General features: G+C 39.6%; 21 protein-coding genes. 14 read left to right on the forward strand and 7 right to left on the reverse strand.

The features are described from left to right. Positions 1-142: 142 nt before the first annotated feature. From HPE63_RS09880 to guaB, 9 genes are all read left to right on the forward strand, one after another. Entirely contained in the window at positions 143-3,001 is a 2,859-nt protein-coding gene (locus HPE63_RS09880) for a TonB-dependent receptor (RefSeq protein WP_188314102.1), read from the forward strand. Between the two features lie 155 nt (positions 3,002-3,156). Beyond that, a complete protein-coding gene (locus tag HPE63_RS09885; RefSeq protein ID WP_188314103.1) occupies positions 3,157-3,600 on the forward strand; it encodes a hypothetical protein in 444 nt (147 codons plus the stop codon). A gap of 89 nt (positions 3,601-3,689) precedes the next feature. Further along, on the forward strand, positions 3,690-4,730 hold the full coding sequence (locus tag HPE63_RS09890) for a quinone-dependent dihydroorotate dehydrogenase (protein WP_188314104.1): 1,041 nt from the start codon (positions 3,690-3,692) through the stop codon (positions 4,728-4,730). A gap of 208 nt (positions 4,731-4,938) precedes the next feature. Further along, a complete protein-coding gene (locus HPE63_RS09895) occupies positions 4,939-5,565 on the forward strand; it encodes a LysE family translocator (protein ID WP_188314105.1) in 627 nt (208 codons plus the stop codon). Between the two features lie 33 nt (positions 5,566-5,598). Then, positions 5,599-6,465, forward strand: a complete 867-nt coding sequence (locus HPE63_RS09900; RefSeq protein WP_188314106.1) for a hydroxymethylglutaryl-CoA lyase — start codon at positions 5,599-5,601, stop codon at positions 6,463-6,465. Between the two features lie 163 nt (positions 6,466-6,628). Continuing rightward, positions 6,629-7,807, forward strand: coding sequence for a porin family protein (locus HPE63_RS09905; RefSeq protein ID WP_188314107.1), 1,179 nt, complete (start codon positions 6,629-6,631; stop codon positions 7,805-7,807). Positions 7,808-7,904: 97 nt separating this feature from the next. Continuing rightward, complete coding sequence (locus HPE63_RS09910) at positions 7,905-8,441, forward strand: FMN-binding protein (RefSeq protein WP_188314108.1); 537 nt, start codon at positions 7,905-7,907, stop codon at positions 8,439-8,441. Beyond that, positions 8,441-8,941, forward strand: coding sequence for a hypothetical protein (locus HPE63_RS09915; protein ID WP_188314324.1), 501 nt, complete (start codon positions 8,441-8,443; stop codon positions 8,939-8,941). The genes HPE63_RS09910 and HPE63_RS09915 overlap by 1 nt, the downstream gene beginning before the upstream one ends. 65 nt (positions 8,942-9,006) lie before the next feature. Further along, positions 9,007-10,479 (forward strand): IMP dehydrogenase, encoded by a 1,473-nt coding sequence (gene guaB, locus HPE63_RS09920; protein ID WP_188314109.1) that lies wholly within the window; start codon positions 9,007-9,009, stop codon positions 10,477-10,479. Between the two features lie 58 nt (positions 10,480-10,537). Here guaB and HPE63_RS09925 read toward each other — a convergent pair whose 3' ends face one another. Next, a complete protein-coding gene (locus HPE63_RS09925; RefSeq protein ID WP_188314110.1) occupies positions 10,538-11,071 on the reverse strand; it encodes a thioredoxin family protein in 534 nt (177 codons plus the stop codon). Positions 11,072-11,133: 62 nt separating this feature from the next. Beyond that, positions 11,134-12,375, reverse strand: coding sequence for a diaminopimelate decarboxylase (gene lysA / locus HPE63_RS09930; RefSeq protein WP_188314111.1), 1,242 nt, complete (start codon positions 12,373-12,375; stop codon positions 11,134-11,136). Positions 12,376-12,541: 166 nt separating this feature from the next. Here lysA and HPE63_RS09935 point away from each other — a divergent pair, with 166 nt between their 5' ends. The 3 genes from HPE63_RS09935 (at position 12,542) to HPE63_RS09945 (ending at position 15,051) form a co-directional block, all read left to right on the forward strand. Beyond that, positions 12,542-13,183: an LON peptidase substrate-binding domain-containing protein gene (locus tag HPE63_RS09935; protein ID WP_188314112.1), complete on the forward strand. Its 642-nt coding sequence runs from the start codon at positions 12,542-12,544 to the stop codon at positions 13,181-13,183. Between the two features lie 71 nt (positions 13,184-13,254). Beyond that, positions 13,255-14,448: an ADP-forming succinate--CoA ligase subunit beta gene (gene sucC / locus HPE63_RS09940; RefSeq protein ID WP_188314113.1), complete on the forward strand. Its 1,194-nt coding sequence runs from the start codon at positions 13,255-13,257 to the stop codon at positions 14,446-14,448. Positions 14,449-14,712: 264 nt separating this feature from the next. Then, positions 14,713-15,051 carry a hypothetical protein gene (locus HPE63_RS09945; RefSeq protein WP_188314114.1) on the forward strand — a complete coding sequence of 113 codons (339 nt, stop codon included), beginning with the start codon at positions 14,713-14,715 and terminating at the stop codon, positions 15,049-15,051. Positions 15,052-15,097: 46 nt separating this feature from the next. Here the strand turns inward: HPE63_RS09945 and HPE63_RS09950 are convergent, their stop codons facing one another. After that, on the reverse strand, positions 15,098-15,466 hold the full coding sequence (locus tag HPE63_RS09950; protein WP_188314115.1) for a DUF1456 family protein: 369 nt from the start codon (positions 15,464-15,466) through the stop codon (positions 15,098-15,100). Positions 15,467-15,661: 195 nt separating this feature from the next. Here HPE63_RS09950 and HPE63_RS09955 point away from each other — a divergent pair, with 195 nt between their 5' ends. Next, the gene (locus HPE63_RS09955) at positions 15,662-16,063 is read left to right on the forward strand and encodes a TerB family tellurite resistance protein (RefSeq protein WP_188314116.1); all 402 of its coding nucleotides are present in this window, start codon (positions 15,662-15,664) and stop codon (positions 16,061-16,063) included. A gap of 173 nt (positions 16,064-16,236) precedes the next feature. Beyond that, on the forward strand, positions 16,237-16,662 hold the full coding sequence (locus HPE63_RS09960) for an Hsp20/alpha crystallin family protein (protein WP_188314117.1): 426 nt from the start codon (positions 16,237-16,239) through the stop codon (positions 16,660-16,662). A 161-nt stretch (positions 16,663-16,823) separates the two neighbouring features. On the opposite strand, the gene HPE63_RS09965 is transcribed toward HPE63_RS09960, so the two are convergent. The 4 genes from HPE63_RS09965 to HPE63_RS09980 form a co-directional block, all read right to left on the reverse strand. Further along, positions 16,824-18,251, reverse strand: a complete 1,428-nt coding sequence (locus HPE63_RS09965) for a M20/M25/M40 family metallo-hydrolase (protein ID WP_188314118.1) — start codon at positions 18,249-18,251, stop codon at positions 16,824-16,826. A gap of 171 nt (positions 18,252-18,422) precedes the next feature. After that, positions 18,423-20,411 carry an excinuclease ABC subunit UvrB gene (gene uvrB / locus HPE63_RS09970; RefSeq protein WP_188314119.1) on the reverse strand — a complete coding sequence of 663 codons (1,989 nt, stop codon included), beginning with the start codon at positions 20,409-20,411 and terminating at the stop codon, positions 18,423-18,425. A 192-nt stretch (positions 20,412-20,603) separates the two neighbouring features. Continuing rightward, entirely contained in the window at positions 20,604-21,437 is an 834-nt protein-coding gene (locus tag HPE63_RS09975) for an ABC transporter permease (RefSeq protein ID WP_188314120.1), read from the reverse strand. A gap of 12 nt (positions 21,438-21,449) precedes the next feature. Beyond that, positions 21,450-22,355: an ABC transporter ATP-binding protein gene (locus HPE63_RS09980; RefSeq protein ID WP_188314121.1), complete on the reverse strand. Its 906-nt coding sequence runs from the start codon at positions 22,353-22,355 to the stop codon at positions 21,450-21,452. Positions 22,356-22,406 lie beyond the last annotated feature (51 nt).

Here is a 22,406-nt window from a genome sequence, read left to right on the forward strand (position 1 = left end):
TAGTTTTTTCAAAAATACAATTTTGTTGAATTGATATTACTATTATTCATGTCCATATAAGTACAAAATTATTACCCTCAAATGCAAGCTTATAATATATTTCTTACCTTATAGAACAGAATTTAACTCAAACAACACTATTATGAAGAAAAATTACTTAATTTTTATGGTCCTATTATTAGGTGCCTTTGGTCTTGCCAGTGCGCAGATCTCGGGTACGGTAGTAGATGAAGACGGAGCACCACTTCCAGGAGCTTCACTGGTTAAAAAGGGTACCACAACGGGTACTACAACCGATTTTGATGGTAACTATAGCATTGATGCCAGTATTGGGGAAACCTTAGTGGTTTCCTATATCGGATATACGGCAAAAGAAGTCGTAATCAATTCATCGATTATGAACATTACCTTGACTTCGGGTATTCAGTTAGCCGAGGCAATTGTTATTGGTTCACGTAATCCAAATAGGACTGCCTTGGAAAGTGCTGTCCCTGTCGATGTTATAGATGTAAAAGAATTGAATGATGTGGCACCGCAAGTCAATCTTAACCAAATCCTTAATTATGTTGCCCCTTCCTTTACTTCGAATACCCAGACCATATCCGATGGTACGGACCATATCGATCCTGCCTCTTTAAGAGGATTAGGTCCGGATCAAGTCCTGGTTTTGATCAATGGGAAACGGAGGCATAATTCATCATTGGTCAATGTCAATGGTACCTTTGGTAGAGGTAGTGTAGGCACCGATTTGAACGCCATACCCGCTGCGTCAATAAAACGATTGGAAGTACTTCGGGATGGTGCAGCGGCACAATATGGGTCTGATGCTATTGCAGGTGTTATTAATATTGTTTTAAATGATAATGTAAATGAATTAAGTTTCAATGTGACTACCGGGGCTAATTTTGCAAAAAATGCAAACGATCAAACCGGAGGGGTTGATGGAGGTACAGTGAACGTAAGTGCTAATTATGGTCTTGCATTAGGCGATAAAGGGGGTTTTATAAATTTTACAGGAGACTTCGATTATAGGGAAGACTATAGTAGGATGAAAGAATGGGAAGGTGATGTGTTCAATCAATATAATACAATTGAGAGATTCGCAGCAGCTGATGATTATAATTTGGCAGACCTCTTGGATGACGACGTTGCCGACGTAATTAATTATGGAAATCAGGCAGGTTTTGGTTTAAGCCCTACAGCGACCAAAGCCGAATTACAAGACATTCTATCAGCGGATAACACGGAAGGAGAATTATCGGCGAGAGGTCTTGAAAGAAGTGATTTCAATATGCGGGTTGGGCAATCTGCCTTACGCGGAGGGCGTTTCTTTGCGAATTTTGCATTGCCCTTGGATAATAATGGTACCGAACTGTATTCTTTTGCCGGTATTAGTTCAAGAACAGGTAATTCGGCCGGTTTTTATAGACTACCTAATCAAAGTAGAACGTATACCCCAGCTTATATCAATGGATTTTTACCTGAGATAAACTCCCAGATCACGGATAAGTCAATTTCTATGGGAATAAAGGGAATGATTTCTGATTGGAATGTCGATTTCAGTAACACTTACGGAAAGAATGCGTTTTTGTATATTATTGGGAATACGTTTAACGCCTCCCTTCAAAATGCCTCACCAACAACATTCGATGCTGGTGGTTTTAACTTTATGCAAAACACGGTTAATCTGGATATTTCTAAATTCCATGACGATATAATGTCTGGATTGAATATTGCTTTTGGAGCGGAATATCGATTGGAAAATTATGAAATCGAGGCAGGTGAACAGGCATCATATGCACAATATACAGCCAATGGACAGGCAATAACACTTGCCTCACAGCAACCATCACAGGACTTTTTTGGAGCTTCAAGACCAGGAGGTTCCCAGGTATTTCCAGGTTTTAGTCCAAGTAATGAATTATCTAGAGGAAGAAGTAGTGTAGCTGGATATTTTGATGTGGAAGCGGATATAACCGATACATTTTTAGCAAGTTTTGCCACTCGTTTTGAAGATTATTCGGATTTTGGATCAACCCTTAATTTTAAATTAGCAACGTTGATTAAGGCAACGGAAAATTTAAATTTTAGGGCAGCTTTAAATACAGGATTTAGAGCACCTTCCTTACATCAGTTGAACTTTAACTCTACTTCAACAATTTTTGATCAAGCCGGAAACCCACAGGAAGTTGGTACGTTTGCCAACGATAGTCGAGCCGCAAAATTGTTAGGGATTCCTCAATTAAAAGAAGAAACTTCAAGAAGTATAAGTGTTGGATTAACTGCTAAATTTCCAGAAGCTAATGTAACAGTTTCCTTGGATGGGTACTTTGTGGGTATAGATGATAGGGTTGTTTATACGGGTCAGTTCAGCGGGCCTGGAACAGGAACTGAACTTGATAATCTTTTGCGACAGGCCAATGCCACTGCTGCATCTTTCTTTGCCAATGCCATTGATACCGAATCAAAAGGAATTGATGCGGTTGTAACTTGGGATCTTGCCGTGGCCAATAAGGCAAGATTAAAAAATACCCTGTCTGCCACCTTTTCCAAAACAAAGCAGGTTGGGGACATTAAGGCTTCACAAGTATTGGAAGATGCTGGCTTGGTGGGTACCTATTTTCCTGAAGATAGTAGAGTTTATCTTGAAGAAGCTGTTCCGAGAACCAAACTTAATTTATCCCATATAATGAATGTCGATAAGTTTAATTTCTTTTTAAGAAATGTATATTTTGGTGAAGTTACCGAGGCTACTACCACTGTTGCGAACCAACAAGTTTTTGGCACCAAGGTGGTTACTGATTTATCAATAGGGTATAAAGCTTCGGAGGCACTCACGCTCACTGTGGGCGCAAACAATTTGTTCGATATTTATCCCGATAGGGCTGAAGAGGCCTTCGGAAACAGAAGTTCTGGCCGATTTGATTGGTCCCGTAGGGCACAACAATTCGGAATTGCAGGAAGATTTTTATTTGCAAGATTAAGTTTTACATTGAAATAATTCGAAGAAAATAACACGTTTGGTAAAGGCTACTATATTAGTAGCCTTTATTATTTGTCATTAGCCCAAAAAACGAATACAGTTTATTATTTTTAACAAGAATATCGGTTACGACATTTAATGTAAAAAGAGCTGATTTTCCTATATTAGGAAGTATGTTAAAGAACGGATTTAGAGTATTATCGATTATATTATTGCTGTCCTTCAAAGTAATGGGCCAGGAAGATTGTATCCTTGGCGTGGGAATTACGGCCGATTCTACCTTGATCGAAGTTTTTCAGCTTAATGAAGAACAAAAGGAAAAGCTGATGAATTGGAGTGCCGAATTGAAATACAGGAATGAATTGTTGAACAACCAAGCGGAAAACCTTTTGAAAAGACATCCCCAGAGCTCTGCAGCTGAATTAATGGTTTTGGCTGAAAAATACAAGGTAATCCGTGACAGTATGGGCACGGTACAACGCATGTTGGATATAAAGACGTTGAAATTATTCAATGAGAACCAATATGAACTTTATTTGGCACTTTGTAAGGCGGCATTACGGAGGCCATATTTCGTAATTCCGAAAATTTATAGGGACAGTATTCCACCGAAATGACGTTAACTTAAATGTGTTGACAAATTTAGGTTCTTTGTACGGTTTACTGGCCTTGAGTTTGTACTTTTGCCTAAATTTTTATGTAATTCATGTACAAACTATTAGTTCGCCCAATTCTTTTTTTAATGGACCCTGAAAAGGTGCACCATCTTACATTTTCCCTCATTCGTGTTTTAGGTAAATTAGGGTTGACCAGCTTATATAAATCAACTTGCGTTGTTGAAAACCAAGCTCTTGAAAGGGAAGTTTTTGGACTCAAATTCAAAAATCCAGTTGGTCTAGCAGCTGGCATGGACAAGGAAGGTTGTTTATACAATGAACTTTCGGATTTTGGTTTTGGTTTTATTGAAATCGGTACCCTAACGCCAAAACCCCAAAGTGGCAACCCAAAGAAGCGAATTTTTAGGTTGAAAGCTGACCAAGCGCTCATTAACCGTATGGGCTTCAATAATAAGGGGGTTTTTGATGCCGTGGAAAGGTTGAAAAAGAAACACAAGGTGATTATCGGTGGGAATATTGGCAAAAACAAGGTGACCCCCAATGAGGAAGCCATTAAGGATTATCTTATTTGTTTTGATGCGCTTTTTCCCTATGTTGATTATTTCGTGGTGAATGTTAGTTCACCGAATACACCAGGATTAAGGGCGTTACAAGATAAAGAGCCATTGACAGCATTATTGAAGGAGTTAAAGAATGAAAACGCAAAAATTGCGGCAAAGCATCCGGGTGTTCCTGAGAAGCCAATTTTGTTAAAAATCGCTCCCGATTTGACGGATAACCAATTACTCGATATTATCAAAATCGTAGAACATACCAAGATAGATGGGGTGATTGCAACGAATACTACCATTGCGAGGGAGGGGTTGAAATCTTCATGCTATTTAGTTGAAGAAAAAGGTGGATTAAGTGGAAAACCCTTAACGAATCGAAGTACGGAGGTTATTAGGTTTTTAGCGGAAAAGAGAAACAAGGCATTTCCTATCATCGGGGTCGGAGGTATCCATTCTGCCGAAGATGCCTTGGAAAAACTTGATGCCGGTGCCGATTTAATACAACTTTACACGGGCTTTGTGTACGAAGGTCCCGCATTGATCAAGAGAATAAATAAGGCACTTCTAGCCCTTAAGTAGAAAAGCCTAGTGCTGGTAAATCCATAGTCGATATCGTTGATATGTCCAAAAAAAGGAAGGCAACCCTAGAATTCAAAATGTCCATTATTCAATAAGTAGAAAGCTAGTTTTACTTATGTTCAGAGCATATTTTAATTAACGATAAAATATTTTAATTACCTGTTACTGCATGGTAATTTGTATTTTTCTATTTTAATTACTTACTCCATTGAATTACGAGATTCTTTCAGCATTTATCATTGCATCAGCGGCCCTGGCCATAGCGCCAGGTCCCGATAATATTTATGTATTGATGCAAAGTGTGGTAAACGGTAAAAAATATGGTCTGGCAACGGTGGGTGGTTTGGTTTCGGGTTGTTTAGTACACACTACTTTATTGGCCTTTGGGGTATCTGCGATTATAAAGGAAAGCGACCGGATTTTCTTTTTGATCAAACTATTGGGTGCCATATATCTATTTTATTTGGCCATTAAAGTGTACAAGAGTGACGGAGAATTACAACTAGGCAACGGGAATGTCCCGAAAAAAGGATTAAAACAATTGTTCAAACAAGGCTTTATCATGAATGTCCTTAACCCTAAGGTAACCATTTTTTATTTGGCCTTTTTTCCAGGTTTTCTTTTTAGCGCTACGCTAAATCCGATCATCCAGTTTTATGTGCTAGGCCTTATTTTCATGTGTGTGGCGTTCATCATATTCGCTTTGATCGCTTTACTTTCCGGTTCAATTTCAAATTTCATAAAAGGCCACGCCAATCTTGGTTTTTATTTGAAATGGCTTCAGATTTTGGTTTTTATTGGTATCGGACTCTATATACTATTATCAAATAAATAATGGTAATTTTGAGATGCTTTCAAAGCCATGAAAATGTCCGATAAGGTAAAAATAATCGAATGCCCCAGGGATGCCATGCAGGGCATTAAAAGCTTTATTCCTACAGAGCTAAAAGCGAAGTACATTCAATCCTTGCTTGGATGTGGGTTTGATACCGTCGATTTTGGAAGTTTTGTTTCCCCAAAAGCAATACCCCAAATGGTAGATACGGCAGAAGTACTTTCTATGCTCGATCTTTCCCGGACCACTAGCAAATTATTGGCCATTGTAGCGAATGTTAGAGGGGCCCAAACTGCCGTGGCGCATAAGGAGATCCATTATTTGGGTTACCCGTTTTCGATCTCCGAAAATTTCCAAATGCGTAATACACATAAGACCATTGAGCAATCGGTTGAAATAGTGAGGGAGATATTGCACATTGCTAAGGCCAATAATAAGGAAGTAGTGACGTACATTTCCATGGGGTTTGGAAATCCCTATGGTGACCCTTGGAATGTGGATATCGTAGGGGAGTGGACGGAAAAATTGGCCGAAATGGGCGTACGTATTTTATCGCTGTCTGATACGGTAGGTACGTCAACCCCCGAAAATATAGAATACTTATTCTCTAATTTAATTCCTAAATACCCTGAAATCGAATTTGGGGCACATTTGCATACTACCCCTTCCAAATGGCATGAAAAAGTCGAAGCGGCGTTTCGGTCGGGTTGTAGAAGGTTTGACGGGGCCATACAGGGATTTGGCGGATGCCCCATGGCCAAGGATGAATTGACCGGTAATATGCCTACAGAAAAAATGCTTTCCTATTTTACTGCACAAAAAGTAGATTCAAACGTCCATTGGATGGCGTTCGAAGCAGCTTATAATAAGGCAACGGAACTATTTTCGATATACCATTAGTAAGAGATTAGCCCCCTTTTTTATTTCACGCTATAGTAAGATGACTGCACTTAAAATTATTTAGAATTATTTTAAATAAAGTTTGGACAAGTCAAAATTGGTTGTAATTTTGCATTCGAGTTATTGTTTAATTTATAATAAGTCTAAATAAAAACAACCAAGAATGAAAAAGCCACTATTGATATTTTCGATACTGATCGCAAATTTATTATCAGCCCAAACAAAAACCGATTCCATCACCTTAGACCCACAAAAACAGTTAAATGCTGCGCAACGCTTATTATCCGGGAATTATGCTTCGGCGGTAACCATGGGTGCCTATGGTGAGATGTTATATAACCAACCCAATGGAGACAATGGTGAATTGGATGTTCAACGATTGGTCTTATTAATGGGATATCGCTTTAATGATAAAACACAGTTTGTCACTGAAATAGAACTGGAACACGTTGAGGAGGTTTTCGTGGAGCAAGCATTTGTCAATTACAATATTGCGAATAATGTTAGCCTTAGGGGTGGTCTAATGTTGGTACCCATGGGCATCATAAATGAGTTTCATGAACCCACAACATTCAATGGTACAGAAAGGCCTGAGCTTGACAATGTTATCGTACCGACTACTTGGCGCGAATTGGGAATAGGCGTCAATGGTCGATTCAATGAAATTTCCTTAGGCTACCAAGCCTATTTGTTTAACGGATTTAAATCTACTTTAGGTGATGGTGAAGGTGGTGTTTCCGGGGTTTTAAGAGGATCTGATGGTTTGCGTGGCGGTCGTCAGAAAGGAATTAAATCAACCATCGATAGTCCGACTTTCTCCACGAAATTCGATTATTACGGTATACCGGGATTACGTTTAGGGCTGTCCGGCTATTTCGGCAAGACACAGGCTGCAGACGATATCGAAGCTATAGAAGGAGCGAATATCGGAATTTCAATGGTTGGGCTAGATGCACGTTATGCGTATGAGCGTTTTACTGCCCGTGCCCAATTTATTCATGCATCCTTATCTGATACCGACGAATACAATACGTTAACCGGGGCGGACTTGGGCAGTGCTTTACAGGGATGGTATATCGAGGGAGCTTTCAATATACTTCCAACACATAATGACCAGCGATTATATGCTTTTGCGCGTTATGAAATGTACGATACCCATGCATCAACTTCGGGTTCATTGGTTAAGAATGATGCCTACAATAGAACGGATTTCACCACAGGGTTGACCTATCATATCGCTCCAGGTGTGGTTTTGAAAGGCGACTATCAATTTAGGAGCAATGCAGCGGATAATAGCGATGTTCAAGACCGATTGAACTTCGGTATAGGCGTTTGGTTTTAAGTCAAAAGTGAGCCCTATCTAAAATAGAAGTTGAGGCATGTAAAAAAATAATTTATCAATACTATTGAGATTCATTCTAAATTGATATTTTTACGTTATGCAAAAGCCATATCCAATTATCGGATTATCTCTTATTATATGCTTTCTGTTGTTCGGTTTTGGACTTCCTAAGAATATTGAGAAAAAGGTCGAGAAAGAACTACAGAAGACCTTTCAAATCGATGGATTCTCCTTGATACCCGTGGAATTATCCCCTTCTATCAATGCTAAACTACCTATGCAATTAACAACCCAAAATTTTATGAAAATAACAGATGGTGTTGAACATTTGGGTTATTTATTTGTAGATAAAGCCATGAGTAAAACTGCTGATTTCGATTATTTGGTTGTTTTTAATACAGATTTGGCCATTGTTCATTCCAAGGTGTTGATATACCGTGAAGAATATGGAGGGGAAATCGGGAGCAAGCGTTGGTTGAGGCAATTCATAGGAAAAACTGGAAGTGATCGCGTAAATTATAAAACGAATATCGACGGTATTTCGGGGGCAACGATTTCGGTACGGTCAATGACCATGGCAATAGACGAACTCTTACAATCGATTGGGATATTGCAAAAAAATCAAGTCTTATGATGCATTATAACGGACTCCTTTCTGCTTTTCCTAGGGAGATAAAAGTATTTATTGCATCGTTTGTTGTTATTCTTTCCTTAGGATTTTATACGGGTCTACTCTTCGTCAATGAAACTAGTTCGACATCCCCTGAAGGTATCGAACAAAACTATTTGGGAAATGAGGAAGTTGAAGATGCAGGGATTATGAAATTTAAAAAAAGTAACCATGAAATGCTGACCATTGTCCATACCCATATTCTTTCAATGTCGATGATTTTTTTTCTTTTGGGTTGTCTGGTATGGATGACCAAGCTAAATAAAAGTGTAAAGCTGTTTCTTACTATTGAACCGTTTTTCTCGGTTATACTTACGTTTGGAGGAATCTATTTCTTGTGGAGCGGTGTTCTTTGGATGAAGTATATTGTACTTTTTTCGGGTATATTGATGACCTTGACGTTCATGGTGTCATCTTTTACGGTACTTTACCAATTGACTCAAAAATCGCCTGCTAATCAATAAATGTTAGCTTAACTAAGAAATAGGTTTAAAAGTAGTATATTTGCACGCAATTAATCCTTAATTGCATGGAAGCTCACCAAAATAAAATTCTCGGGGAAGGTTTAACATATGATGATGTTCTACTGGTGCCCGCCTTTTCGGAAGTACTACCTCGGGAGGTTAGTATCAAGACCAAATTCACAAGGAATATTACGATAAATGTACCTATTGTCTCAGCGGCTATGGATACGGTTACAGAATCCCGAATGGCCATTGCCATGGCACAAGAGGGAGGCATAGGGGTATTGCATAAAAATATGACCATTGAGCAACAGGCATTGAAGGTACGAAAGGTGAAACGTGCGGAAAGTGGTATGATCTTAGACCCGGTAACACTACCTTCAACCGCCTTGGTCAAGGATGCGAAGGCCAATATGAAAGAATTCAGTATTGGTGGTATACCCATTGTTGATGATGCCGGTAAATTAATTGGTATTGTTACTAATAGGGACCTTCGATTTGAAAAAAACAATGAAAGGCCTATTTCCGAGGTAATGACCACAGAAAACTTGGTGACCGTTGGCGAAGGTACTTCCCTAGAACAAGCTGAAGATATCTTACAGGAAAACAAAATAGAAAAACTTCCCGTTGTAGATGCAGACAATAAATTGATAGGGTTAATTACATTTCGGGATATTACGAAACTTACACAGAAACCCGTTGCGAACAAGGATCAATATGGTCGTCTTCGGGTTGCGGCCGCGTTAGGGGTTACGGGAGATGCTGTCGAGAGGGCCGAGGCTTTAGTCGGCGCAGGTGTTGATGCTGTAGTTATTGATACAGCACATGGCCATACCAAAGGAGTGGTTAATGTGCTTAAAAAAATAAAAAAGAAATTCCCACGACTCGATGTTATTGTGGGCAATATCGCCACTGGGGAGGCCGCCAAGTATTTGGTAGAAGCAGGGGCCGATGCCGTAAAAGTAGGTATAGGACCGGGATCTATTTGTACGACCCGAGTGGTCGCAGGGGTAGGTTTCCCGCAGTTTTCGGCTGTTTTGGAAGTTGCGGCGGCCATAAAAGGCAGCGGTGTTCCTGTGATTGCAGATGGTGGAATCCGTTATACGGGTGATATTCCTAAGGCCATAGCTGCAGGGGCCGATACAGTAATGTTAGGTTCACTTTTGGCAGGTACCAAAGAATCTCCTGGGGAAACCATTATCTACGAAGGAAGAAAGTTTAAGTCGTATCGGGGAATGGGTTCTGTGGAGGCCATGAATAAGGGGTCCAAAGACCGTTATTTCCAAGATGTGGAGGATGATATCAAAAAATTGGTTCCAGAGGGAATCGTAGGTAGGGTTCCTTATAAGGGGGAACTCTACGAGAGTATCCATCAATTTGTCGGAGGACTTCGCGCTGGAATGGGATACTGTGGTGCAAAGGATATCGATGCTTTAAAGGAAAACGGAAGATTCATTAAGATAACTGCCAGTGGCATAAATGAAAGCCACCCCCATAATGTCACCATTACAAAAGAGTCCCCGAATTACAGTAGGTAAAAAGTGTTAAATATTTATTGAATAAAAAAAGAGCCATTTTTATTGGCTCTTTTTTAGATTATTTACCCTCTCCACTATAGGTCTGCCAATCTTTTTCTAAATAAATATTATCCCCAAAATAGCGGGCAATATTCAAAAAGGGTTTTGGTTTTTGGTAACCTGGGACAGGGGATAACATGTTCATTTTTTCATCTAGGAAGATGGTCGTCGGATAACTCATACGGCCCTGCATCAAAGCAGCGGCGAACTCATGGTATCCTTTTCTTCCGGAAGGGACAAATTTATAGGTCTGACCTCGAAACTCAATGGGGTCCTTACCTTCCCCGTCTAACTTCACCATATAAAAATTTATTGCCATATATGCCGCTACCTCGGGGTTTTGAAAAGTGTCTTTATCCATTTTCTTGCACCAACCGCACCAATCGGTATACACATCAATGAAGATTTTCTTGGGAACCTCATCGGTCTGGGATTGTTTTACAGCTTCATCCCAGCTCAACCATTCCACTTTCTGGGCATTACCCATAAAAGAAATCAATCCAACAAATACAAATAGGATTGTTTTATATAAAAAAGACATATTTTGTTTCATTAGAAATAGATTTTGCTGTTTAGTCCAACAACTGTACCAAAACTAACGATTTTTTTTAAGCTTTATTTCGCTACTATTTTTTGCTTTTTCTCTAAAAAAAGGTCTTTAACATCTACCTGATTCTTAATAAGGTCATCGAACGTTTCCCTTTCTCGTATTAAAACTGCTTTTCCGTTATGCCATAGTACCTCTGGAGGTCGAAATCTTGAGTTGTAGTTGCTCGCCATCGTAAAGCAATAGGCGCCGGCATTCTTAAAGCATAGGATGTCGCCTTCAGAAATTTCATTGATTCTTCGGTTGTTCGCAAAAGTATCGGTTTCACAAATATAGCCTACCACTGAGTAGTAGCGCTCACGACCCTCGGGATTTGAAATATTCTCAATACTATGGTTGGCCCCATACAACATGGGCCTTATCAGGTGGTTAAACCCGGAATCCACACTCGCAAAAACCGTTGAGGTTGTTTGTTTGACCACGTTTACCTTGGCCAAAAAGTAACCTGCCTCGCTTACGAGGAATTTACCGGGCTCAAACGCCAATGTAAGTTCTCGACCGTATTCCTTGCAAAAATCATTGAACCTATCGGTCAGCTTTTTGCCCAACTCCTCTATATTGGTCTCAATATCCCCAGCCTTATAAGGAACTTTAAAACCACTGCCGAAATCGATGAATTTTAAATTTTTAAAATTTTTGGCGGTTTCAAATAATATTTCGGACGCGTAAAGAAAAACATCAATATCTAAAATATCACTTCCCGTATGCATGTGAATGCCATTGATGTTCATTTTGGTCAATTCAACGATTCTTAATAAATGGGGGATTTGATGTATACTGATTCCAAACTTGGAATCTATATGGCCAACTGAGATATTAGAATTGCCACCCGCCATTACATGGGGGTTTATTCGAATGCATACCGGTATATCTGGATGTTTGCTACCAAACTGTTCAAGTATAGATAAATTATCAATATTGATTTTAACCCCTAATTTGGCCGCATCCTCAATCTCTTCTAAAGAAACACCATTGGGAGTGAATATAATGGATTCGGGTTTAAAACCGGCCAATAGGCCGAGTTGTACTTCCTGTATAGAAACCGTATCCAGACCACTGCCCAAACTATTCATCAAACGTAAAATAGCGATATTGGATAAGGCTTTGGCGGCGTAGTTCAATTGCAAATGTTTAACCCCTTTAAATGCGTGGGTCAACCTATTGAACTGGGAAATGATTTTGTCCGAATCATAAACATAGACCGGGTTGCCATATGTTTTGGCGATCTTCAATAAATCAGCATTCTTCATTGTAATCCTTTTGAGTTTGGGCAAAACTAGGATTCTAAATTGGTTTGAACAAGAAAATTAGGGTTTGATTTATAAATGAAACAAAATGTTGTAAATATAACTTTTAAGGCTCTTGGTTTATTTGCGGCAATCACGAACACGTTGTATTTTTAACAAAAATCCAAACATGCTATTGCCATTATTCCCACTTAAATCCATTTTTTTTCCGGGCGAGACCGTACCACTGCATATATTCGAGGAAAGGTACAAACAACTCATCCAAGACTGCCGGAACGAGGCAGTCACATTTGGTATACCTGTCTATATCTATAATCAAATAGCCTATGGTACCGAGGTACAACTTGTAGAGGTTGTCAATACCTACGAAGGAGGGGAGATGGATGTAGTCTGTGTTGGGCGACAGGTATTCAAGGTAATGTCTTTTCAAAACAAGTTGCCGGGTAAATTATATGCCGGTGGCGAAGTTGAACTACTCGAAAACATTCGTGATGCCACTCAGGAGTTGAAAATGGGCGTTCTGAATAAAATCAAGGTGCTTTATGAGCTCATGGACGTTCCTTTTACGTTCATGCCGATCGACAAATTCAATATGTATGGTATAATCCATAAAATAGGGCTTTCTTTCGAGCAGGAGTATCAGTTATTACAAATGTCCAAGGAAAGTGAGCGATTATCATATATAAATTCCCATTTGTCCACAACCATAGGAGTATTGAAGGCAGTGGACAAAGCCAAAGGAGTCATTAAAATGAATGGTGATTTCAAGAATTTCGACCCCCTTGATTTTGAGGATTTTAAAATTCGATAAAACACTTTAAATACATTAGGGTAAATCGGGTGTGTTTCCTATTTTTGCTACCTAACCTTTAAGAAACCCATATGAACCTTCACGAATATCAAGGAAAAGAGATTTTAGCGAGTTTTGGTGTGCGTATACAACGTGGTATTGTGGCACATAACCCCAAGGAAGCTGTTGCTGCGGCCAAACAATTAACTGCGGAGACAGGAACAACTTGGTTTGTTATAAAAGCACAGGTACATGCTGGCGGTCGTGGAAAAGGCGGTGGGGTAAAATTGGCGAAGAACCTAAAGGAAGTTGAAGAAATTGCGGGTAATATTATTGGGATGAACCTTATTACTCCCCAAACATCGGCGGAAGGAAAGAAGGTTCATAAGGTATTGATCGCCGAGGATGTATATTATCCTGGTGAAAGTGAAACCAGTGAGTTCTATATGTCTGTATTGCTCGACCGCGGCAAGGGGCGTAATATGGTTATGTATTCTACAGAAGGAGGAATGGATATAGAGGAGGTAGCTGAAAAGACACCCCATTTGATCTTTACAGAGGAGGTAGATCCTGCAACAGGGCTTCTTCCCTTTCAAGCGCGTAAGATTGCATTTAACCTAGGTCTGTCCGGAACCGCATTTAAAGAAATGACCAAATTTGTTACCTCCCTTTATAAGGCCTATGTGGAGAGCGATTCAAATATGTTCGAAATCAATCCGGTTTTAAAAACTTCGGATAACAAGATTTTGGCGGTCGATGCAAAGGTTTCTATCGATGACAATGCTTTGTATCGAAGAAAACAATATGCTGAGATGCGCGATCTGCGTGAAGAGAATCCCATCGAAGTTGAGGCAAGGGCCGTAGGGTTGAGTTATGTCGATTTGGATGGCAATGTAGGTTGTATGGTAAATGGTGCCGGATTGGCAATGGCCACCATGGACCTAATTAAAATGGCCGGGGGCGAACCTGCGAATTTTTTGGATGTTGGCGGTACAGCCGATGCCAAAAGGGTAGAGGAGGCTTTCCGAATTATTTTAAAAGACCCTGCCGTTAAAGCAATATTGGTCAATATTTTCGGAGGCATTGTTCGTTGTGATAGGGTTGCCCAAGGCATCGTTGATGCCTATAAAAATATGGGCGATACCATTAAAGTCCCAATAATCGTCCGTTTACAGGGGACCAACGCGGAGTTGGCCAAGGAGATTATCGATAATTCCGGATTGGCAGTACATTCTGCTGTGCAATTTCAGGAGGCGGCTGACAAGGTAAAGGAAGTCTTAAGTTGATTAAAATCCATTAAGCAATATATAAAAAGGGCACTGCCAATACGTTGTGCTCTTTTTTTATGTCTTATGAATGGCCCATTGATATGGTCCTTTGCAATCCTTTCAAATCAAATATCATTTGCAAATTCATCTTTCTATGGCTTCCGATACAAGCATAGCAAGGATTAAAATTTTGTTAATTGATAAAAATCCTGTAACAATAATCCGTGTGGCCCGTCTTTTAAGTAATCATCAATTATTTATCAATCATTAAACAATCAAATCATGAGAAAATTGAGTTTAGTATTCGTGGCTGCAATGCTGCTAGTGACAGGTAACATTTTCGCCAACAATGTGGAAAAAGACAATCCATTAAAAGACCTTTCCTCTCAAATTGGAGAGCTTTTAGAGAACACTTCCTTTACCAATGACGATGTTAATTTAACGGCACAAGTAAGATTTACATTGAACAATCAGGGAGAGATTGTGGTTTTATCCGTTGATACGGATAATGAAAGATTAGAATCTTTTGTAAAGTATAGATTGAACTACAAAAAGGTCAATATTGCGAATTTTAAGGAAGGTGAGAAGTTTACCATACCTATTAGGGTTGCAGGCGCATAATCATTAAAGACTTAATGGAATCCTGATTTTGACATTCATGTTGAAATCAGGATTTTTTTTTGTTCTTATATTTTACAGATGAAATATCTGGTGAGAATTTTTTTCGCTGTTTTGTTTCAAAACCTGGTTTTTTCTTGGGTGGAATCTTTGTTTCGACATTTTTCAGGGATAACACTTCACCCGGGGTTTTCGGATTTTCCTTGGTGCCCCTTAAATGGATCACAAGACCGTTTAAAAAATTTCGGAGGATTTGATCACCACATTCCATATAATTAGGGTGGTCTTCTTTTCTGAATAATGCGCCCAATTCGCTTTTGGTTATTTTGAAATCTGCCAATTTCAGAATTTCTACAATTTCGTCATCCCTTAACATCAGGGCTACCCTGAGCTTTTTAAAGATATCGTTATTTGTCATATTCCCAACTTTTTAAATCGTATGCAAATTAAGTATAGCTATTGGTATTTTGGCGGAAAACCAGGATTAATTATACGAAAGGCACGTATTTTCAGTTATACCTTTACCCATTTATAAATAAAAAAGATTGAAAAGGACGGTATAGTCCAGGAAACCATTGAATAATAATAAGGTAACCGAAATGAGGAATTGATTATGGGAACACATAAAGAAAAATTGAGTATACTTTCAGAAATGATCGCCTTTGCGAAGGTGGATAATAAGGTGAAGCCTGAAGAATACGGTTTTCTCCAAAGTGTTGCAGAACAATTAGGGATCGGGCAAGAGGCTTTCGAGGCCCTTTTTCAAGAAGAGGCCGAACATGTTATTCCAAAATCCGAAGCCGATAGAATCTTGCAATTCCACAGGTTGGTGTTACTTATGAATGTCGATAAAGAGCAGGATCTTTCAGAAATAAACCAAATACACAATATCGGTTTACGAATGGGATTACCGCCATCTGCCATAGAACAAGTCCTATCCATCATGCATCAATATCCTAACAAGATTGTACCTCCCCAAGTATTATTGGATATTTTTAGGGCATATTACAATTAAAACATCTCCTAGTCACTAACTTTTTCGCTTCATCACTCGAAAGAGGTCAAGAAAGATGACATATTGACGCATATCCGCCAAGTATAAGCGTCATAATGACATATTTAATCCATTGGTATATCTTTTGTCTATTCATAAGCGAGTTTAAGTTTTAACCGTTAAAAATAGAAGTTATGAGTTTAATAAAGAGAAATGATGTTTTGTTCCCAACTTTAATGAACGAAATATTCAAACCGGATTGGTTCGGAGGTATGGATAATTTTAAAGCGCATGTACCTGCCGTAAACATTAAGGAGAACGAAAAAGATTTCGAACTACAATTGGCCGTACCTGGACGAAAGAAAGAAGATTTTCAGATAGAGGTCAATGAAAATGTTTTGACAATTTCTTCAGAAACCAAATCAGAGGAAAACGTTGAAAATGAAAATTTTACACGTAGGGAATTTTCCTTTGCTTCCTTTAACCGGGCATTTACCCTACCGGAAACGATTGATGAGGACAAAATCAAGGCAACTTACGTAGATGGGATTTTAACTTTCAAATTACCGAAAAAGGAAGAGGCATTGCCCAAGCCCAAAAGAATGATCGAATTGTCGTAATTGGCTAAAAAATTTATGTAGTTCCCGTTCTGGGAAATTTCATAATGGTTGGTTTAGTTGGTTAGTCCTGAGTGTCTGCCGAGCAGATGTCAGGATGCTGTACACCTACCAGTGGTAGGGTCTTCAGCATTGAAAAGCGTCCCTTGGGACGCTTTTCACATTTATAGCTTTTCATCTAAAACTGCCAAACATGTAATTATACCTTCCAGATAATTACCGATCCGCAAATTTTCATTCGGTCCATGTATATTGTTATCCGGATTTGGGATTCTTATGGATACAGCAGGAATACCTAACGTATTGATGAATGGGGCAATCGGTTGTGAGCCCCCGGTGGTTTGCATATTAACAACCTGATCATCAAAGACCTTTTTTAAGGCCCTATTCAAAAATTGCCCAATATCCGATTCCATAGGGGTTTGGAAGGGCAAAGACCCCAACCTATAGGCAAAGGAAGCTAATTTGGGAAAAGTGCTTCGTTCTTGTTCGGTAGGTATGGCATCGACCAAATGATATCCTTGGTCCTGAATATATGTTTTTAGAAGTTCCATTAAACGTTTGCCATCCGATTCGGGGACCAGTCGCATATCAATTTCAGCAATGACTTCCGATGGAATGATGGTACGCACCTCTTTTTCTACCCAACCTGCTCGTAATCCCCTGATATTCAATGAGGGAAATTGTAGTGCTTCCTGATACGTATTCCCAATAGCATCAATGTTCGCGATTCCCAATCGTTGTTTTATACTGTCAATATTTTCCGGTACCGTATTGATCAATGATTTTTTGGAGTCACTTATCTCAATGCCATCATAAAAACCAGGAATCATGACCTTTCCATTTTTATCTTTTAGGCTTCCCAAAAGTTTTGCGGCGTTAAAAACAGGATTTGGTGCAAAATTTCCATATTGACCACTATGAAGGTCTTGTTTTGCCCCAAAAATCCGAAGTTGGGCCGTTGCTATTCCCCTAGCCCCGTATGTAAGGGTTGGAAGGTTCGACACGTGGCGGGTACCGTCCATAATAAGAAGCATATCGGCTTCCAACAATTCCTTGTTGTTAGCTACCGTTTTCGCAAGAAAAGGAGAGCCCATTTCTTCTTGAAAGTCCATGATGACTTTAACGTTAAACCGAGGCTTGGTTTTAAGTTCATTTAGAATTTCAAGAGCCGTAATGAAAGCCATTGCCGGCCCTTTGGAATCGGAAGCGGAACGGGCAAAAATCCGCCATTCCGGATTATATTCATTTTGTAACCTTTTAAAATCAATCGGTAGCCAACTCCCACCCTTTTTTTCTTTTAGGACTGCATTATATGGGTTGATCTGGTCCCATTGCGAACTATCCACCGGCTGGCCATCGATCTGGAGGTAAAAGAGTATGGTTTTAGCCTTTTTGTGATACCTTCTTTCCGCGAATAAAAGGGGTATTCCTTCTGTGTGCAAAACTTCTGTCCGAAAATCCAAGTTCCTGAAAACACTATCGCACCAATGGGCATTATTTTTGGCCTGTTTCGGAAAATGGCCATCATTCGCTAGTCCTAGAAACTCTTTTAAACCAAAAACCGCGGCAGGTAATTTTTTACGTGCCAATCCGGATATTTGATCTTTGGTAAGCTGTTGGGACCATATTGTTGGACTTGTAAGTAAACACATCAGCAGCGGCAGCACTATATAAAAAGAAAAGTGCGTTCTTGGGTTTGTATTGTGTTTTAACCTACTTATAAGATTCATAGATTTTTGGGATTCCATTGATAGGGGGAATTAGTCTTGCTTTTGTAACATTTTAATCTCATCACGCAATTTGGCGGCATGCATAAAGTCCAACTCCTTGGCGGCCTTTTCCATGGCCTTTCTCTTGTCACGAATCAATTTTTCAATTTGTTCTTTGGTCAAGTAATCCAGATCCGGTTCGGCAGCCCTTAATTCTTCTTTTTCAAAATGGTAGGTAGAGACGGAATTCTTCGCCAAAGCGCTATCCAGACTTTTGTTCAAGGCCTTTGGGGTAATGTTGTTGGCCGTATTATAAGCAATTTGTTTTTCCCGGCGGTAATTGGTTTCATCTATGGTCCTCTGCATACTGGCAGTTATCTTATCGGCATACATAATGGCCTTGCCTTGTAAATGCCTTGCCGCTCTCCCAACGGTCTGGGTCAACGATCGGTTGCTACGTAGAAAACCTTCCTTATCGGCATCCAAAATGGCCACTAATGAAACTTCGGGTAAGTCGAGGCCCTCTCGCAGCAAATTAACCCCAATGAGCACATCGAAAATGCCCTTACGAAGGTCTTGCATGATCTCAACACGTTCCAAGGTATCCACATCGCTATGAATATACCTGCAGCGAACACTGATTCGCGATAAATATTTGGTCAATTCCTCTGCCATTCGTTTGGTGAGGGTCGTGACCAGGGTTCTTTCGTCCCTTTCAACCCTTAGTTGAATTTCCTCGATCAAGTCGTCGATTTGGTTTAAACTAGGTTTTACTTCTATAACAGGGTCTAACAATCCAGTGGGTCTTATTACCTGTTCCACATAAACACCTTGACAAAGCTGTAGTTCGTAATCGGCAGGGGTAGCGCTGACGTAGATCACCTGATTTTGAAGTGCTTCGAACTCCTCAAATTTTAAGGGTCTATTGTCCATGGCTGCTGGCAAACGAAAACCGTAATCTACCAAATTTTCTTTTCGTGACCTATCTCCACCGTACATGGCATGTACTTGCGGAATGGTGACATGGCTTTCATCGATGACCATGAGATAGTCTTGTGGAAAATAATCCAAGAGACAAAAGGGTCGGGTTCCGGGTTCACGGCCATCCAAATAACGTGAGTAGTTTTCAATGCCGGAGCAATACCCCAATTCCCGAATCATTTCCAGATCAAAATTGGTACGTTCTTCCAACCTTTTTGCTTCCAGTGGTTTTCCTATTTCCTTGAAGTATTCGATTTGATGTACCAAATCATCTTGAATCTGATGAATAGCGTTTTGAAGAATATCGGGCGAGGTAACGAACATATTTGCCGGATAGATATTCAAATTTTCATAGGCTTCTATAACGTTGTTGTTGAATGGATCAAAAGCCTCTATCTCTTCAATCTCATCGCCAAAGAAATGGATCCTGAAGGCGTGGTCTGCATAACTGGGAAAAATATCGACAACGTCGCCTTTGACCCTGAAATTCCCATTTCTAAAATCGGCCGAGGTCCTTGAATAAAGGCTTTGTACCAACAGGTGCAACAACTTGGTACGTGCGATAACTTGATCTTTTTGAATACTGATTACATTCTTTTGGAATTCAACCGGATTCCCAATCCCATATAAACAAGATACCGATGCCACAACAAGAACATCCCTTCTGCCTGAAAGCAGGGAAGATGTGGCACTCAATCTAAGTTTCTCAATGTCCTCGTTAATAGACAAATCCTTTTCAATATAAAGTCCTGAGGTGGGAATATAAGCCTCAGGTTGGTAGTAGTCATAATAGGAAACAAAATATTCTATAGCATTTTCAGGAAAAAACTGCTTGAATTCGGAATATAATTGGGCGGCCAATGTCTTGTTATGGGCAAGGACCAATGTGGGGCGTTGCACTTCCTCAATTACATTGGCAACGGTAAACGTTTTACCAGAACCCGTTACCCCCAAAAGCGTTTGATAGGGTTCCTGGGTATTGATCCCCTTGACCAACTGCCTTATTGCTTCTGGTTGATCGCCTGTTGGCTTAAATTCGGATACGACCTTAAATTTCATTTTTTAAAAATACAAAAGGACGGCGATTAAATCGAGTAAGGTTATCTTAAAATAATCCTATTGTTATCCCTATGGGCAATCAGCATCCACTATTCAAAGATCAAAGACATTCAACCACGATTAAGAAACCCAACGGACCTTAATAGGCTGAAAGAATTATTCCTATGGTTATGCTGTATTTATAGGGCAAGTCTAAAGATCTCTCCTTTTCAACAAGACGTATGAGAAATATACAAATAGGAACGTCCAGCCCAATACGATCAAAATCTCGTACCAGTGTACCCCATAGTCCATTTCAAATTTCTCACCGATTTGATCTGCAACAGATTGAACGGCACCTAAGCGGCTAAATGGTTCGTCGATCAATTTCCACATGGCATTGAGGGGGAAAAATCCCATGACCAGATCGGTGGTGTCCCCATCAAAAACCTTCCACCGTAACATACCGCGTACAAAGCCTTCGAAGACTTGCCATAAGATCAGAAAACCCAAGGCGAAAGCCGAACGTTTCACCAAAATGCCAAGAAAAAGGCAGAAGGAGAAAAACCCCATCAGTTTTACAAAAAACGCCAGTAGAAATTCCAAGTCTGAAAAGATGATACTCAACTCATTATAATCTGAATAAATTAGTCCTAAGACCATGGAGACCACAAAAACAAAGAGTGTAGATATAAGCGAAAACGATATCACGGTCAAAAATTTGGAAAGAACGAACTCTTTCTTTGAAAGCCCGTCGATCAGGTTCTGTTTTATGGTTTTATTACTGTATTCATTGGCCATCATGGAAACAATGACAATTGCCAAGAACAATTTAAAGAAAGCCGTAACGAACGTGTTAAAATGCCATATATAGGGAAAATTGAAAATACCCTGTTCTGCCAAATGAAATTTTATCGGACCAATATCGAACTTAATAGCAGCAACTAAGGCAATGGAAGTAAGCAGCACAAAATATGAAATAATCAATATTCTGCTCACCCTGTTATTCCAAAGTTTTATGAATTCTATATGTAATAATCGTAACATACCTATTTTAATTTATTTGGCTTCATTTTTAGTCAATGCCAAGAATTGCTCCTCGAGACTTTCCTTACGCTTCACTAAATGTGAAAGAACTATTCCCTTTTCCATCAGAGTTCTATTTAAAACTTCCGAGTTCATTTCTTCACTAAGGAAAGCGGTGATGAGTCCATTTCCATTGGTAGTTACCTTACTGAAACTTGGGTTGCTCTTTAAAAAAGCCAACAACGAATCGGTGTTTCCCGATTTTAATTCAAAAAAACCATGACTTGCCATCAAGCCGTCGACACGTCCCGAATATAATTTTTGTCCTTTTCTTAGAATAACTACATGGCTACAGACTTTTTCCACCTCGTCCAAAAGGTGGGAAGCCAATAAGATCGTGGTGCCCTGGGAGGCTACTTTTTTTATGATTTCCCTAATTTGATGAATGCCTTGGGGATCCAGGCCGTTGGTAGGTTCATCGAGAATCAATATTTCCGGGTCGTTCAATAAGGCAGATGCAATGGCCAACCGTTGTTTCATTCCTAAGGAATAGGTCCTGAATTTACTGTTTTTGCGATCTAGCAATCCAACCAATGCCAGTTTTTCCTCGATTTTATCATCAGACACCTCCTTGATTTTGCAGACCAATTTCAAGTTCTGAATGGCGGTCATATACGGATAAAAATTAGGACGCTCGATGATTGCACCAACTTTCTTCAATGCCTCATGGGTTGAGGTATTACCATTAAACCATGAAAATTCCCCACTTGAGCGGTTCACGACATTGAGGACAATACCCAAAGTAGTCGATTTTCCACTGCCGTTAGGTCCTAAAATACCATAAACATTACCCTTTTCGATAGAGAAGGAAAGGTCTTTGACAGCGGTGAGGTAACCGAATTTTTTAGTGAGGTTGTTTACCGTGAGTATCTTTTCCAAAATAGGCGATATTTTTAGGAGGTTTATACTAACTTGACGCATAAACCTTAA

Origin of the sequence: Maribacter arenosus, from assembly GCF_014610845.1 — a bacterium.
Lineage (GTDB): Bacteria > Bacteroidota > Bacteroidia > Flavobacteriales > Flavobacteriaceae > Maribacter_A > Maribacter_A arenosus.